The sequence below is a fragment of the Collinsella aerofaciens genome, assembly GCF_039758815.1.
Taxonomy (GTDB): Bacteria; Actinomycetota; Coriobacteriia; order Coriobacteriales; family Coriobacteriaceae; genus Collinsella; species Collinsella aerofaciens_BP.
Genome location: NZ_JBDMSK010000017.1, coordinates 33,333 through 47,120, shown reverse-complemented (window position 1 = coordinate 47,120; position 13,788 = coordinate 33,333). Strand labels below are relative to the sequence as shown.

12 protein-coding genes are annotated in these 13,788 nt (G+C 61.9%); 4 read left to right on the top strand and 8 right to left on the bottom strand.

Features of this window, described 5'->3' with window-relative positions:
• Positions 1-320: 320 nt before the first annotated feature.
• From ABHT90_RS07850 to ABHT90_RS07840, 3 genes are all read right to left on the bottom strand, one after another.
• Entirely contained in the window at positions 321-1,361 is a 1,041-nt protein-coding gene (locus tag ABHT90_RS07850) for a Gfo/Idh/MocA family oxidoreductase (protein ID WP_117655361.1), read from the bottom strand.
• 69 nt (positions 1,362-1,430) lie between these two features.
• Positions 1,431-2,687: an MFS transporter gene (locus tag ABHT90_RS07845; RefSeq protein WP_346982136.1), complete on the bottom strand. Its 1,257-nt coding sequence runs from the start codon at positions 2,685-2,687 to the stop codon at positions 1,431-1,433.
• An 85-nt stretch (positions 2,688-2,772) separates the two neighbouring features.
• Entirely contained in the window at positions 2,773-3,654 is an 882-nt protein-coding gene (locus tag ABHT90_RS07840; protein ID WP_117734887.1) for an SDR family NAD(P)-dependent oxidoreductase, read from the bottom strand.
• Between the two features lie 233 nt (positions 3,655-3,887).
• Between ABHT90_RS07840 and ABHT90_RS07835 the strand changes: the two genes are divergently transcribed.
• Positions 3,888-4,766 carry a LysR family transcriptional regulator gene (locus ABHT90_RS07835; protein ID WP_346982135.1) on the top strand — a complete coding sequence of 293 codons (879 nt, stop codon included), beginning with the start codon at positions 3,888-3,890 and terminating at the stop codon, positions 4,764-4,766.
• A 305-nt stretch (positions 4,767-5,071) separates the two neighbouring features.
• Here ABHT90_RS07835 and ABHT90_RS07830 read toward each other — a convergent pair whose 3' ends face one another.
• Genes ABHT90_RS07830 through ABHT90_RS07820 form a run of 3 tightly spaced genes read right to left on the bottom strand, consistent with a single transcriptional unit; the run spans position 5,072 to position 9,324 of the window.
• Positions 5,072-6,991, bottom strand: a complete 1,920-nt coding sequence (locus tag ABHT90_RS07830; RefSeq protein WP_118267191.1) for an ABC transporter ATP-binding protein — start codon at positions 6,989-6,991, stop codon at positions 5,072-5,074.
• Positions 6,984-8,828, bottom strand: a complete 1,845-nt coding sequence (locus tag ABHT90_RS07825) for an ABC transporter ATP-binding protein (RefSeq protein WP_346978713.1) — start codon at positions 8,826-8,828, stop codon at positions 6,984-6,986. The genes ABHT90_RS07830 and ABHT90_RS07825 overlap by 8 nt, the downstream gene beginning before the upstream one ends.
• Entirely contained in the window at positions 8,821-9,324 is a 504-nt protein-coding gene (locus ABHT90_RS07820; protein ID WP_117800283.1) for a MarR family winged helix-turn-helix transcriptional regulator, read from the bottom strand. The genes ABHT90_RS07825 and ABHT90_RS07820 overlap by 8 nt, the downstream gene beginning before the upstream one ends.
• A 326-nt stretch (positions 9,325-9,650) precedes the next feature.
• Here ABHT90_RS07820 and ABHT90_RS07815 point away from each other — a divergent pair, with 326 nt between their 5' ends.
• Both ABHT90_RS07815 and ABHT90_RS07810 read left to right on the top strand, forming a co-directional pair.
• Positions 9,651-10,475 carry a PfkB family carbohydrate kinase gene (locus tag ABHT90_RS07815; protein WP_161194442.1) on the top strand — a complete coding sequence of 275 codons (825 nt, stop codon included), beginning with the start codon at positions 9,651-9,653 and terminating at the stop codon, positions 10,473-10,475.
• Positions 10,468-10,797: a TIGR04076 family protein gene (locus ABHT90_RS07810; protein WP_192934508.1), complete on the top strand. Its 330-nt coding sequence runs from the start codon at positions 10,468-10,470 to the stop codon at positions 10,795-10,797. Before ABHT90_RS07815 ends, ABHT90_RS07810 begins: the two co-directional genes overlap by 8 nt.
• A gap of 132 nt (positions 10,798-10,929) precedes the next feature.
• Here the strand turns inward: ABHT90_RS07810 and ABHT90_RS07805 are convergent, their stop codons facing one another.
• A complete protein-coding gene (locus ABHT90_RS07805) occupies positions 10,930-11,376 on the bottom strand; it encodes a low molecular weight protein-tyrosine-phosphatase (protein WP_199574594.1) in 447 nt (148 codons plus the stop codon).
• Between the two features lie 51 nt (positions 11,377-11,427).
• Positions 11,428-12,672 carry an MFS transporter gene (locus ABHT90_RS07800; protein WP_346978709.1) on the bottom strand — a complete coding sequence of 415 codons (1,245 nt, stop codon included), beginning with the start codon at positions 12,670-12,672 and terminating at the stop codon, positions 11,428-11,430.
• A 152-nt stretch (positions 12,673-12,824) separates the two neighbouring features.
• Here ABHT90_RS07800 and ABHT90_RS07795 point away from each other — a divergent pair, with 152 nt between their 5' ends.
• On the top strand, positions 12,825-13,772 hold the full coding sequence (locus ABHT90_RS07795; protein WP_346978708.1) for an isopentenyl-diphosphate Delta-isomerase: 948 nt from the start codon (positions 12,825-12,827) through the stop codon (positions 13,770-13,772).
• The last annotated feature ends 16 nt before the right edge of the window (positions 13,773-13,788 follow it).

Sequence of the window (13,788 nt, the reverse complement as noted above, 5' to 3'; positions counted from 1 at the left end):
TATTACGAGCTCCTGTGCGAATTGGAGAGAGCGCTCCCGCAAACTGCCTCTTGACAACTTATAGGAGCGTCGGTTTTTTATTTCGCGAAATTCGGTATGGTTGAGGGTGATCGGTTAAACGTAGTAGATAGGCACATTTCGTGGCGAACGAATCAAGCTAAGGTGCAAAAAGTCCCCCGTCCCAGAAAAATCATTGGCAACGTAGCAAAATGCCCCGCGGGCAGGAGGCTGCTCGCAGGGCAAAGAAGAGGGGTTTATTTGTGGCGGACCGAGGGGCAGGGGCCCGGCATGGGGTTTCTGCCGCGGCCTGTCCTAAGGTGCTACAGCTCGACGAGCTGGCCGGTCTCGGCGGCCTCCTTGATGGCGTTGAGAAGCGTGAGCGTCTTGACGTTGTCGGCGGGGGTTACGACGGGCTCGACCTCGCGGCGGACGACCTTCACAAAGTGCTTGAGCTGCATCTTGTGGGGAAGCGCCGGGTCGACGGCCGGGATCTCCATCTGCAGCGGCTTGTGCCAGTTGGAGGCGCCGTCGTAGGAGAACTGGTGCAGGCGGGGCAGCGATAGAGCGCCCAAGGTACCGCCAATAAAGTAGGCATCGGCGTCGAAGGGGCGGTACTGCGGGTCCTCGCGAGCGGTGGCTTCCCAGTTCCAGGGGCTGGCGGTGGCGTCGGAGATGGTCATGCTCGCAAGCGCGCCATCGGCAAAACGGACGTTGACCACGGCGGAGTCCTCGGTCTCAAAACCGCGGGCGGCGCTGGACTGCATGCCCTGGACGGCGACGGGCTCGCCCAGCAGGTAGCGGAGCAGGTCCACGTCGTGAACCAGGTTGACCAGAATCGGGCCGGCACCCTTCTTGCGGCGCCACTCGACATCGAAGTACTCGTCATTCTTATAGATCATGTAGTGGAAGCTCGACACGGTGAGCTTGCCCAGCTCGCCGGACTCGATGATCTCCTTGGCCTTGTTGACGAAGGGGTTGTGGCGACGGTGCTGACCCACGAGCACGGGCACGCCGGCGGTCTCGGCCTCGGCGGCGAAAGCCTGGGCATCCTCGAGGTCGTTGGAGATCGGCTTTTCGACCAGCGGCACGATGTTGCGCTTCACGGCCTCGCGGGCAACGCCCAGATGCAGGTCGTTGGGGGTGGCGATGATGACGGCCTCGGGCTTGACCTCGTCCATCATCTGGGCGGGATCGGTGTAAAACGGCACGCCGGCGGCCTCGGCCGTGGCACGGGCGCCCTCAAAGGCGTCGGCGATGGCGACGAGCTCGGCCTCGGGCTCCTCGGTGACAAAGCGGATGTGGTTGCGGCCCATGGCGCCGGCGCCGATAACGGCAATGCGGACGGGGTTGAGCTCAGACATTTCGACTCCTTAATACTGGTGACCGGTGGAATGCGACAAAGGGACTGTCCCTTTGTCGCATCGGTAAAACTAGGCGGACTTCTTCTTGCTGTCGGAGACCATCATGTAGACGGTGAGCACGACGGCGATGGCGGCAATCACAATGGCGCCGTAGAAGGACTGCTGGTAGGCGGCGCTGCCGGCCTCGGCGTGATACAGCACGGCGGTGATGGGCTGGCTGATCCAGGTGGAAGCGGCATAGCCCAAAAACATGATGCCGTAGTTGACGCCGATGTTGCTGGTGCCAAAGGCGCCACCGGTGAGCGGCGGGTAGATGACGAGCAGGGCGCCAAAGCTAAAGCCGAGCAGGGCGAGCGCCACAAAGAACATGCTCTGCGTAAAGCTCATCGACATGATGACGAGCGCGACGATGGTGACGACAAGGCTGATGAGCAGCGACTTGTAGGCACCGAGCTTGTCGATGATCTGGCCAAAGGACAGACGGCCGACCAGGTTGGCGCAGGTGTTGACGGAGACGACCACGCCGCCGAGGGCGACGGCCGCGGCGCTCGTGGGGTCGGCGAAGAGCTGGACAGCGGCGATGGAGGCAACCTTGCCCACGAGCAGGGTGCCCGCGGTGGCGGCGAAGGCGAAGGTGGCGATGAGGACCCAGAAGCGCGGGGTTTTGACCATCTCGCCCGGGGTGAGGTCGCCGAAAGTGCCGGCGTGCGCGCCGCCCTTGGGGGCCTCGAAGCCCTCGGGCAGCCAGCCGGCCTCGGGGGCCTTCAGGAACAGGGCGGAGGCGGCGATCGTCACAAAGAAGATGACGCCGAGTGCCTTAAGGGCGCCAAAGATGCCCAGGCTCGGGATGAGCAGCGAGGCGAGCACCGGGGACAGCACGGCGGGGCCGTCGGTCGAAGCGGCCAGGGTGATGCCGGAGGCGAGGCCCTTTTTGTCGATGAACCACTTTTGGCCGGTGGTGAGCGCGGGGTTGTAGCCCAGGCCGTTGCCGATGGCGGCGACGAGCGAGAACCACAGGTAGAACTGCCACGGCTCGGTGACGGTGCCGGACATGAACCAGCCCACGCCGTAGCACACGGCGGCAGCGATCACGACGTTGCGCGGGCCGATCTTATCGGAGATGCGGCCGGCGAAGATGCCCGTCACGGCCATGATGGTCTGAAAGACCGGGAAGGCCCAGGTAAGGGCGCTGGACCACTCGGGGTAGACGGCGAGCAGGTTCTTGGACACGACGGAGTACAGCGCGATGGAGCTGATGAAGAACATGGTGACGCACGCGGCGGAAAGCACGACGGCGCGACCCTTGTTGGAGTTGGTGGAAGCCATGGGACTCTTTCTAATCGATGCGGGGGGAGGGGAGGGGCAAACGCCGCTGAGGTGCTTGCCCCGCGCCCCTTTCTACCGGGTTGGTTTACTGGTCGGTCGGCTTGGCGACGCCGGACTCATCGGACCAAAGCTCGACACCCTTGTTCTTGAGGTAATTGTCGGCAAAGGCGCGGCGGCCGCCGGGCTTGGCGGTGAGGTCGCCCATCATGTTGGAGAAGCCGCCGTCGACCTTGATGGCGTCGCCGGTGGTAAAGTCCGAGCGCTTGGACGCCAGGAACATGACGGCGTTGGCGATATCGCTGACCTCGCCGATGCGGCGCGTGGCGATGAGGCGGCTGCGGCTCTTCTCGACCTCGGGATCGGCGTAAAAGCTTGCCGACATGGGTGTCTTGACAAAGCAGGGCTCGACGCAGTTGGAGCGGACGCCGTAGGGGCCCCACTCGGCGGCGAGCATCTTGGACATCATGTTGACGCCCGCCTTGGTGGAGCTGTACACGCCCGAGAACGTCTCGGGGGAGTGGCTGGCAACGGTCGAGATGTGCACCAGGCGGCCCTGGCCGGCCTTGATCATCTCGCGACCAAAGCGCTGCGAGGTGATGAAGTAGCCGGTGAGGTTGACGTTGAGCACCTGCTCCCAGTCGCTTAGCGGCAGGTCCTCCATGGCGGCGAAGCGCAGGATGCCGGCGGTGTTGACGAGAACGTCGACGCGGCCGAAGTTGGCGATGGTGGCGTCGACGGCAGCCTGAACCTCGGCCTCGTCGGTGGCGTTCATCTTGTAGCCCTCGGCGTGGATACCAAACTCGGCGGCGAGGTCGGCGGCTGCTGCCTTGACCTTCTCCTCGTCTAGGTCGAGCAAGACGACGTTGGCGCCGTTGCGGGCGAACTCGCGGCAAATCTCGACGCCCATACCGCCGAGCGCGCCGGTCACGGCGCAGACATCGCCCTCGAGCTTAAGCCAATTGCTCATAGGAACTTCCCTTCTTGTGCCTCCCGGTGGGTCGCTCCCATTAATCGACCCACGTGGTTTTCGCTGGTTATCGTATGCTTTGCATTTGCGCAGGTGAATTGCATATTTGTTAGAATGGCGTTAACCATAGGTTTACACTGTGCGATGCAGTTTATTCTCAATTGAGCGCATGACCTGCGAAAACAACCTCCTGTGGCACCATGTGGCCACGGGCGCGAAAACGGGAGATTGACGTGTACGATCGACGACTTGAGGCCATATCGGCCGCCGCGGAGCTGGGAAGCTTCTCGCGCGCGGCGGCAAAACTACGTGTGTCGACCCCGGCTCTCGTCAAACAGGTGTCGGGGTTCGAGGCCGAGTTTGGCATCACGTTGTTCGAGCGCTCGCATTCGGGCGTTAAGGTGACGCCGGCGGGTGCGCTGCTGGTAGACGATGCGCGCTCGATCATGCGTCAGTCCGAGGATGCGTTGCGCCGTGCCCGACGCGCAGCGGGCGATGGCGGCGCCGTGCGTCTGGGCGTGTCGATGATGTGCCCGGGGTGCCAAACGCTGTCGATGTGGCCGAGTGTGCACGAGCTGGAGCCGTCGCTGCGCTTTGAGATTGTGCCGGTGAGTGACCTCTACGATGAGCGCGAGACCGTCATGCGCAGTCTTGGTCGCGAAGTGGATGTAGTGCAGTCGAGTTTTTCGACCCCGCGCTGGGGCGACGCCTGCCAAAAGCTCCTTATCGTCAACGTACCGTTTTATATTGATGTGCCGCGCACGAGCCCGCTTGCGCGCAAGACGCGCATCACGGTTGCCGACCTGGAGGGCATGCGCCTGCGCGTGCTCCGTCACGGCAACGACGCTATGGACAGCCTGCGCATCGACCTGTTGGCCGACGGCGGCGTGGACGTGATCGACGTGGATAGCTTCGACTTTGCGCTCTTTAACGAGGCGGAGGAAAAGGGCGATGCGGTGCTCACCTGCGGAGCGTGGTCGGGCGTGCACCCGGCCTTTGTGGGCGTACCGTTTCTATGCGGTCGCGAGGTGCCGGTCTATTTGCACTACCCGCTCGAGCCCACCCTCCAAGTCCAAAAATTCGTCAACGCCATGGCCCAACTCCTCAACTAGCTCATTTGGCGCGGGTAGTCTTTTTGGGACGGGGCTTTTTTAGCTACTTTCGCCGCCCTGCCTGCGCACCCTCAAAGTAGTCAAAAAGCCCCGTCCCAAAAAGACTAACAAAACGAGGCCCTGGCCAAACGGCCAGGGCCTCACTAACCTTTATTCCGTTTTAAACAACGGGCTGATTGCGCGCAGGAGGGTGCCCCGGGGCGGCGGGGTATTTCCTCCGCGCGCAGTTTCGCAGCGAAGCGAGAATGTTTGAGCACGGAGGAATTACCCCGACGCCCCGGGGCACCCTCCGTCAGTAACCGTTCCTACTCCAGCTCAAACGCACCCGTGTACAGCTGGTAGTAGTACCCGCGCTTGGCGATCAGCTCGTCGTGGTTGCCGCGCTCGATGATACGGCCGTGGTCCAGACAGATGATCGCGTCGGAGTTGCGCACGGTGGACAGGCGGTGTGCGATGACAAACGTCGTGCGGCCCTCCATGAGCTTATCCATGCCCGCCTGCACGATGGCCTCGGTGCGGGTGTCGATGGAGCTCGTGGCCTCGTCTAGAATCATCGCCGGCGGATCGGCGACGGCGGCGCGGGCGATCGAGATCAGCTGGCGCTGGCCCTGCGACAGCTGTGCGCCGTTGCCGGTGAGCATCGTGTCGTAGCCGTCGGGCAGGCGGGTGATAAAGTCGTCTGCGCCCGCGAGCTTGGCCGCCGCGATGCACTCCTCGTCGGTCGCATCCAGGTTGCCGTAGCGGATGTTGTCCATCACGGTGCCGGTGAACAGGTTCACGTCCTGCAGCACGACGCCCAGCGAGCGGCGCAGATCGGCCTTGCGGATCTTATTGACGTTGATGCCGTCGTAGCGAATCTTGCCGTCGGCGATGTCATAGAAGCGGTTGATGAGGTTGGTGATGGTCGTCTTACCGGCACCGGTGGCGCCGACAAACGCGACCTTCTGACCCGGCTTGGCAAACACGGACACGCCGTGCAGGACCTCGTGGTCGGGGGTGTAGCCAAAGTCGACGTTGTCCATGACCAAGTCGCCGCGCAGCGGGACGTACTCGATCTCGCCGGTTGCGCGGTGCGGATGTTTCCACGCCCACATGCCGGTGTGGTGGTCAGCCTCCTCGAACTCCCAAGTCTCGGGGTTCACCTGTGCGTTGACGAGCGTCACGTAGCCTTCGTCGGCCTCGGGCTTCTCGTCGATGAGCTCAAAGATGCGGTCGGCGCCGGCGAGGCCCATGACCACGGCGTTGATCTGCTGTGAGATCTGGCCGATCTGTCCGCAGAACTGCTTAGTCATGTTGAGGAACGGCACCACGACGGCGATGGACAGCGCCATGCCCGAGATGCTCAGGTTGGGCACGCCCAGCGCCAGGAAAATGCCGCCCGCCAGTGCGACCAGCACGTAGAGCAGGTTGCCCAGGTTCATAAGGATGGGCATGAGGATGTTGGCGTACATGTTGGCCTTCTGGGAGACCTCGAAGAGCTTTTCGTTGCGCTCGTCAAAATCGGCCTCGGCGGCAGACTCGTGGCAGAACGCCTTGACGACCTTCTGGCCGTTCATGACCTCCTCGATATGGCCCTCGACCACGCCGAGCTCGGTCTGCTGCGCAATGAAGAAGCGCGCGGAGTTGGAGCCGAGCAGCTTGGTCATAAAGGTCATAAAGGCGACGCCGGCGATGATGACCAGGCACATCCACACGCTGTAGTACAGCATGATAAAGAACACCGTGACGATGATGATGATCGTCATGAGCAGGTTGGGCAGCGACTGGCTGATCATCTGACGCAGCGTGTCGATGTCGTTGGTGTAGTGGCTCATGATATCGCCGCGCTGGTGCGTGTCGAAGTAGCGGATCGGCAGGTCCTGCATGCGGTTGAACATCATCTCGCGCAGCTTCTCCAGCGAGCCCTGCGTGACGATAGCCATGGCGCGGTTCCAGAAGAGCGAGGACAGGACGCCGACGCCGTAGATGCAGGCGAGGGTGGTCACGAGCTGTGCGATCTTGGGCTGCGCGGCTTCCCAATCGCCCGACTGCCACGATTCGCCAATAATTTGCAGGGCGCTCTGCAGGAAGGTCGCGCCGATGGAGTTGATGATGGCGCAGAGCACCACGCCGGCGACGACGAGGGGCAAAAGCACGGGATAGAAGCCAAAGAGCGTCTTGATGAGGCGCGACATGGTGCCGCCCTTGCGGTTGAGCGCGCGCTCGGCGGTCGTTGCCTTACTCATGGGCCTCGCCTCCTTCCTGGGTCTGAGCTTGCGTTGCGGTCATGTCGGTGTTGTCTGCCGCCGTGTTCGCGTCGCCAGAGACGTCGTCGGCGTCTTGCGTACCTTCGGCAGACATCTTGTTTTGCGAGGTAAAGGTCTCGCGGTAGATCTCGCTCGTCTTAAGCAGCTCGTCATGGTTGCCGATCTGCGCGATGCGGCCGCCCTCCATGACGATGATGCGGTCTGCATCCTGTACGGAGCTAATGCGCTGGGCGATGATGAGCTTGGTCGTGTTGGGCAGATAGCTTGCCAACCCTGCGCGAATCTTGGCGTCGGTCTTGGTGTCGACGGCGCTAGTGGAGTCGTCCAGGATCAAGATCTTGGGGCGACGCAGCAGGGCACGCGCAATGCACAGGCGCTGCTTCTGACCGCCCGAGACATTGGAGCCGCCCTGCTCGATCCAGGTGTCGTAACCCTTGGGGAAGCCGTCGACAAACTCATCGGCGCAGGCCAGATGTGCCGCCTCGCGGACTTCCTCGTCGGTGGCGTTCGGGTCGCCCCAGCGCAGGTTCTCGGCGATGGTGCCGCTAAACAGCACGTTTTTCTGTAGCACCATGGCCACTTGGTGACGCAGTGCGTCCAGGTCGTAGTCGCGCACGTCCATGCCGCCCACGCGCACGGTGCCTTCGGTGGCGTCGTACAGGCGGGCGATGAGGTTAACGAGCGTGGACTTGGCCGAGCCGGTGCCGCCGATGATGCCGATGGTCTCGCCGCTCTTAATGTGCAGGTCGATATCGTCGAGCGCCTGGCGCTTCGCATGCGCGGAATACTTAAAGCTCACGTGGTCAAAGTCGATGGAGCCGTCGGCAACCTCGAGCACGGGCTCGGCGGGATCGGCGATCGTGGGCTCGGCGGCCAGCACCTCGGTAATGCGGTGCGCCGATTCGTCGGCCATGGTCACCATGACAAAGATCATCGACAGCTGCATCAGGCTCATGAGGATCTGAAAACCGTAGGTAAAGATCGAGGAGAGCTGGCCCACGTCGAACAGCGTGCCCTGGCTCGTGATGATGAGCTTGGAGCCCAGGTAGATGATGACGACAAACGCGCCGTTGACGCAGATGTTCATCATGGGGTTGTTAAAGGCGAGCAGCTTCTCGGCGCGGGTGAAGTCCATCTGGACGTCGCGTGCGGCGGTCGCGAACTTCTCCTTCTCAAAGTCTTCGCGCACATAGCTCTTGACCACGCGCATGCCGGTGACGTTTTCCTCGACGGACTCGTTAAGGGCGTCGTACTTGTGGAACACGCGCGAGAAGATGGGGCGCACCTTAAAGATGATAAAGAACAGTCCAAAGCCCAGTAGCGGAATGATGGCCAGGTAGACCATGGCGACGCTGCCGCCCATGATAAACGCCATGGTAAAGGCGAAGATCAATACCAGCGGCGCGCGCACGGCGATACGGATAATCATCATAAAGGCCTGCTGCACGTTGTTGATATCGGTGGTCAGGCGCGTGACGAGCGAGGAGCTCGAGAACTCATCGATGTTGGCAAAGCTGAACGTCTGGATCTTGTAGAACAGGTCGTGACGCAGGTTCTTAGCGAAGCCGCAGCTCGCATGGCTGCAGGTGACGCCGGCAGCGGCGCCAAAAGCAAGCGATGTCAGCGCGATGAGCACCAAAAAGCCCGCGGTGGGAAGCATCTCGGCCACGGTGGCGCCGTCTTTGATGGCATCGATCAGGTTGGCGGTGATAAATGGAATCAGCATCTCGCAGAGCACCTCGCCAAGCACGAGCAATGGCGTAGCAACGGTGACTTTCATATAGTCGCGGATGCTTCCCATGAGGGTTTTAATCATCCAGTTCCTCCCAGGTTACACGGATTTTCTCGAGCATTTCGGCGAGCTGCTCGCGCTCGTCGTGGGTGAGGGCACTAAAGGCTTGCTCTCTAAAGCGAATGCGGGCCGCCTGGTCGATGCGGGCGTTTTCCCGGCCGGTTTCGGTCAGGCGAATGGTGAGCTGCCGTCGATCCTTGGGGTTACGGCTGCGCTCGATGAGGCCGTTGAGCTCGAGCTTGGACAGGATCTCGGAAAGCGACCCCGGCTTGAGGTCAAAGTGCATGCCGAGTTCCTGCTGCGACATCTCGCCGCCGGGTTGCTTGGCCAGCAGGCAGATGATGGGCGCCTTGCCGGACACGCCTCCGCCATGAAAATGCATGTAATGGCCGCAAAAGCCCAGGCCGCTCAGGATGCGCTTGGCGAGTTTGTCTTCGGCGCTGACCGCTTCGGGTATGTCTACCGGTTGCGACGGGTCACCGCCAGGCTCATGCGGAAGGACGAGTGGTTCAACACACATATCTAAGCTTCGCTCCTTTCTTTAGTTAGGTAGTTGAATTGTTTTGTGCCTAACCAATTTAGGAGCACGGTAAATAAATGTCAAGGTACCAAACTTATTATGTTCGAGCGGCACTTAGGGACGTTCCTTATGTGCCGGCATTTGGGGACACTCCTTGTGTCGACTAGTCATTTAAGAACGTCCCCAACGACCAACTCCCTCCTTCCCGTAACCTTTCCGCAACAATTCGTCCTCTGCGGTGCCAGCGCCCGTTCACAACGTCCCCTGCGCTACACTTAGTCGCACTGTGGCGCTGCCGCGCCGCGCCCGAAACAAGGGAGACCCTCATGAAGAATACTCAGCTGCTGCTGGTTAACGATATGTGCGGTTACGGCAAGGTCGCGCTTTCCGCCATGCTGCCGGTGCTGTCGCACATGGGCTACCGTATCCACAACCTGCCGACGGCGCTCGTTTCTGACACGCTCAACTACCCCAAGTTCTACATCCACGACACCACCGAGTACGTGCGTCAAAGCCTCGCTATCTGGGAGGAGCTCGGCTTTGAGTTCGACGCCATCTCGACCGGCTTTATCGTGACCGAGGAAGAGACGCGCATCATCTCGGACTTTTGCCACCGCCGTGCGCAAAAGGGCACCAAGGTGTTCGTCGATCCCATCATGGGCGACAACGGCAAGCTCTATGCCGGTGTGCCCGAGTCCACGATCGGTCTCATGAGGCACCTGCTCGAGTGCGCCGATTACGCGGTTCCCAATTACACTGAGGCCTGTCTGCTCACCGATACGCCTATTGCAGAGCAAATCACGCCCGACGAGGCTCGCGTTCTTGTGAACGCCGTGCGTGAGCTGGGTGCCAAGTCGGTGGTCATTACGAGCGCCGTAGTCAATGGCACGAACGCGGTTATCGGTTACGACCATGTGGCGGGGGAGTACTTTACGATTCCCTTTGAGCTCATTCCGGTCTATTTCCCGGGCACGGGCGACACGTTCTCGGCGGTGCTCGTCGGCCGCGTTATGGCAGGCTGGAGTCTGCAGCGCGCGACGTTCGATGCCATGCGTGTGGTGGCTGAGCTTATCGAACGCAATGCCGACCAAGAGGACAAGTCGGCCGGCCTTCCCATCGAGGCCTGCCTGGACGTGATCGACCATGAGTAACATTGGCGAGGGCGGCGTCAAGCCTGCGGGCGAGAACAGGCCGCTCGGCGCGCCGCGTGGCAAGCGGCCGCGTATCCGCGTGAGCTGCGTGGACCAGCTGGGGACGTGCCGCTGCCACCACGGTCACAAGCCGGGCGACGTTTTTGACTTTGACCGCGATCGCGGCAAGATGTGCGCCATGGCCTGCCATGTGGGCTTTCCCTATATCGATATCCTGCGCTATGGCGGAACCGTGCCTGGCAACGAGCCCGGCACGGCAAAGTTCTGCTGCCCCGAGGTCGATACTCTGAACGTCTGGCTTGCCGAGATCGTCGACGAATAGGTGAGCGTGGATTTTCTCCCGTTTAGAGCGCACTTGAATGCTCAAAGTGGGAGAAAATCCACGCTCATTTTTCATGCGGGAGATTATCCACGCTCGTTTCGCGCCGAAGGCGTGGCCTGCGACCTCGCTTTCCTACAGCTGCTCGAGCATAGCGGCGCAACCGGCGAGCACGTCGCGGTAGGTGGCATCGAAATTGCCGGTGTACCAGGGATCGGCCACGTCGCCGGGGCGCCCGGTCCAATCGAGCAAGCGCGTAATCTTGCCGTCGGGGTCGTCGCCAAAGATGCGACGCAGGCCACGCGCGTTCTCAGCATCCATATAGACAATGTGGTCCCAGTTGCCATACTCTGCTCGACGCACCTGGCGGGCACGGTGCGCAACGACGGGAATCCCGACTTCGCGCAGCTTGGCGACCGTGCCATGATGCGGCGGGTTGCCGATCTCCTCAGTTGAGGTCGCTGCGGAATCGATGACAAACTCCGCCTCGCGCCCAGCGCGGCGCACGAGCTCGGTAAACACCGACTCAGCCATCGTCGAGCGGCAGATATTCCCATGACAGATAAACAGTACGCGTTGCATATGCGGTTTCCTTTCGATCGCCATCATCGAGCTCGAGTATCGCATCTGCGCTTACGCTCTCGCCCGCTTGCGCTCCCAGCGAGCCAACTTAATCGTCACCAGCGTAAGCGCCCAGGCCACAAGCGAGAACGCGGCACCAACCGCGCCAACGTAGGCAATGCCAACGCTGCTCACCACGGCGCCGCCCACTGCGGTGCCAAACGAAATGCCGACGTTAAACGCCATGGGTTCTACCGAGCTCGCGAGTACCATCGATTTGGGATGGCGGCTGCGCGCCACGTCCATAAAGTGCGTGATGCATGACACCGAGAACAGGTACATGAGCAGCGCTAGGCTAAAGACAAAGACCAGCGCGAGCGGCATGGTGTCGCCCACGGCAAACAGCCCGAGTAACGCCGCAGCTTGCAGCACAAACGTCACAAGCAGTGCCTTCATGCCAAAACGTGCGTCGATCCATCCGCCCAGGATGTTCGAGATCAGGCAGAACACGCCGTAGGCCATAAGCGTGGTGCTCGCCTGAACAGTGCCCATACCCAGCACCTGCTCAAGATAAGGCGTAACGTAGCCGTAGAATACATAGACCGAACCCACGCCAAACAAAAAGATAAGCATGCCGGTGATGATGCTCGGTTCGCGTAGCAGACCCGCCTGCTCGCGGAAGGTAGCGGGTTCGTCGGTCTGTCCGGCGCGCGGCATAAACGCCACGAGCGCTCCGCAGATCAAAACGGCAAAGGTCAGCGTACCGTACATGGCCACGTGCCAATCGAGCGTGTCGGCCACAAACTTGCCGATCGAAGTGACAAAGACCATCGCCACGGAAAACGCGCCGTACACGACCGAGATGGCAAGCGAAGTTTGCTGCGGGGACAGCAGCTCGGGGATGTACGTCACGCCCACGGCGAGCAGCGCGCCCGAGACGGATCCCAGGACAATGCGCGAGATAAAGAGCACCTGGAAGTTGGGCGCCAACGCCATGACCAGATTGCCGAGCACAAAGATAATGCTGTAGCACACGAGCAGCTGGTAACGACGGAAGCGCCCCGTGCTGAGCGCAAGCACCGGCGTCGCGATGGCGTAGACCAGTGCAAAAACGCTGACGAGCTGGCCCGCAGCGGCAAGCGATATGCCGAGTTCCGTCGCCAAGTCACTTTCGATGCCGATGACCACGAACTCGGAGCAGCCGAGCGAGAATCCCAGCAGCACGAGCAGCGCCAGGCAGAGCCTGGTGCGCGCGGGGGAGAGCGCGGCGGCGGTTGACTTACTTTTAGGCGTGGTTGCGGCGGTCAAGGTTGTCACTCCAATGTCGCATGAATAAGCGGGATTCAATCCCTGCAACTCTAACAGAATGTGTCAGGTGCCTGCCTCCTTTGTCGCAGGCTGCGCTTGCCTGTATAGTCGCAATACAGGCGAAGATGGTCTCAGGTACATTGCGGGCGACAGGAGATCCCATGGGTATGCACACGACAAAGGTTGTAGTGGGCGAGGGCAAGTTTGCGCTCGAGGCCCAGTTGACGGTGACGCCGCGAGGCATGGCGGTGTACGCCTGCTCGCCGGAGTTTGCGCACCTGGGCGCCACGGCGCAGGCCATTCCTCGCCCCGAGCCCGGCCGTACGGCGACGGTGAGCATCCTGGCCGTTCCGTGCCATCGAGACGAGATCCCGGCGCACGATATTGCGGCGGCGCTGGCCACGCGCTTTGGCGTGCCGGTAGTTGCAAGCACGGGTTTTCATGTGGAGAACGCGACCGCGGACGACTTGCGGCGCATGCTCGATACCACCAAGGAACTCATCGCCGCGCTCGAGGAGGCCGCAGCCCGCATTCTGCGCGCCGGCTGGGATGAGGGCGGCGCAGGCGCCGAGGTCGTGGCGGTCGATGCCGCGACCGGCGAGGCGCTTGGCCCCGTCGACCGCATCGAGGCCCATACCGGCGAGGGAATCCTGCATCAGGCATTTCTGACGCTTCTGGTCGAGGGCCAGGGCGAAGACGCGCGCCTGCTGCTCTGTCGTCGCAGTCCGCTCAAACGCCTGTGGGGCGGGGTGCTGGCCGATGGCTGTGCCGGCCATCCGCTCCCCGGGGAAGACGTCGCGGCCGCCACGGCACGTCGCATCAACGAAGAGCTTGGCATCACGCGCGAGCCCGATCAGCTCAAGCACCTCGGACACGTGGTGTACCGTGAGGACCACGGCGACGGCCGCTGCGAGTGCGAATGGTGCGAGGCGTTCGCAGCCCATGTTGAGCCGGGCGAGCTATGCATCAACCAAGAGGAGATCTCGGAGGTGCGCCGCGTGGCCCCGTCCGAGCTCGACGGCTACCTGCAGGGTCGCCCCGAGCAGCTGGCCCCCTGGCTTCGCGAGGCCCTCAGCGACCCATCCATCCGTACGGCCCTCGCTATGTAACAAAGGTACAGTCCCT

What these genes read in the sequence shown, in the direction of transcription:
- ABHT90_RS07845 (WP_346982136.1), bottom strand. Translation starts at nt 2,687, where the DNA reads ATGGCTTCCACCAACTCCAACAAGGGTCGCGCCGTCGTGCTTTCCGCC.
- ABHT90_RS07815 (WP_161194442.1), top strand. Translation starts at nt 9,651, where the DNA reads ATGAAGAATACTCAGCTGCTGCTGGTTAACGATATGTGCGGTTACGGC.
- ABHT90_RS07810 (WP_192934508.1), top strand. Translation starts at nt 10,468, where the DNA reads ATGAGTAACATTGGCGAGGGCGGCGTCAAGCCTGCGGGCGAGAACAGG.
- ABHT90_RS07820 (WP_117800283.1), bottom strand. Translation starts at nt 9,324, where the DNA reads ATGTGTGTTGAACCACTCGTCCTTCCGCATGAGCCTGGCGGTGACCCG.
- ABHT90_RS07795 (WP_346978708.1), top strand. Translation starts at nt 12,825, where the DNA reads ATGGGTATGCACACGACAAAGGTTGTAGTGGGCGAGGGCAAGTTTGCG.
- ABHT90_RS07805 (WP_199574594.1), bottom strand. Translation starts at nt 11,376, where the DNA reads ATGCAACGCGTACTGTTTATCTGTCATGGGAATATCTGCCGCTCGACG.
- ABHT90_RS07850 (WP_117655361.1), bottom strand. Translation starts at nt 1,361, where the DNA reads ATGTCTGAGCTCAACCCCGTCCGCATTGCCGTTATCGGCGCCGGCGCC.
- ABHT90_RS07825 (WP_346978713.1), bottom strand. Translation starts at nt 8,828, where the DNA reads ATGATTAAAACCCTCATGGGAAGCATCCGCGACTATATGAAAGTCACC.
- ABHT90_RS07840 (WP_117734887.1), bottom strand. Translation starts at nt 3,654, where the DNA reads ATGAGCAATTGGCTTAAGCTCGAGGGCGATGTCTGCGCCGTGACCGGC.
- ABHT90_RS07830 (WP_118267191.1), bottom strand. Translation starts at nt 6,991, where the DNA reads ATGAGTAAGGCAACGACCGCCGAGCGCGCGCTCAACCGCAAGGGCGGC.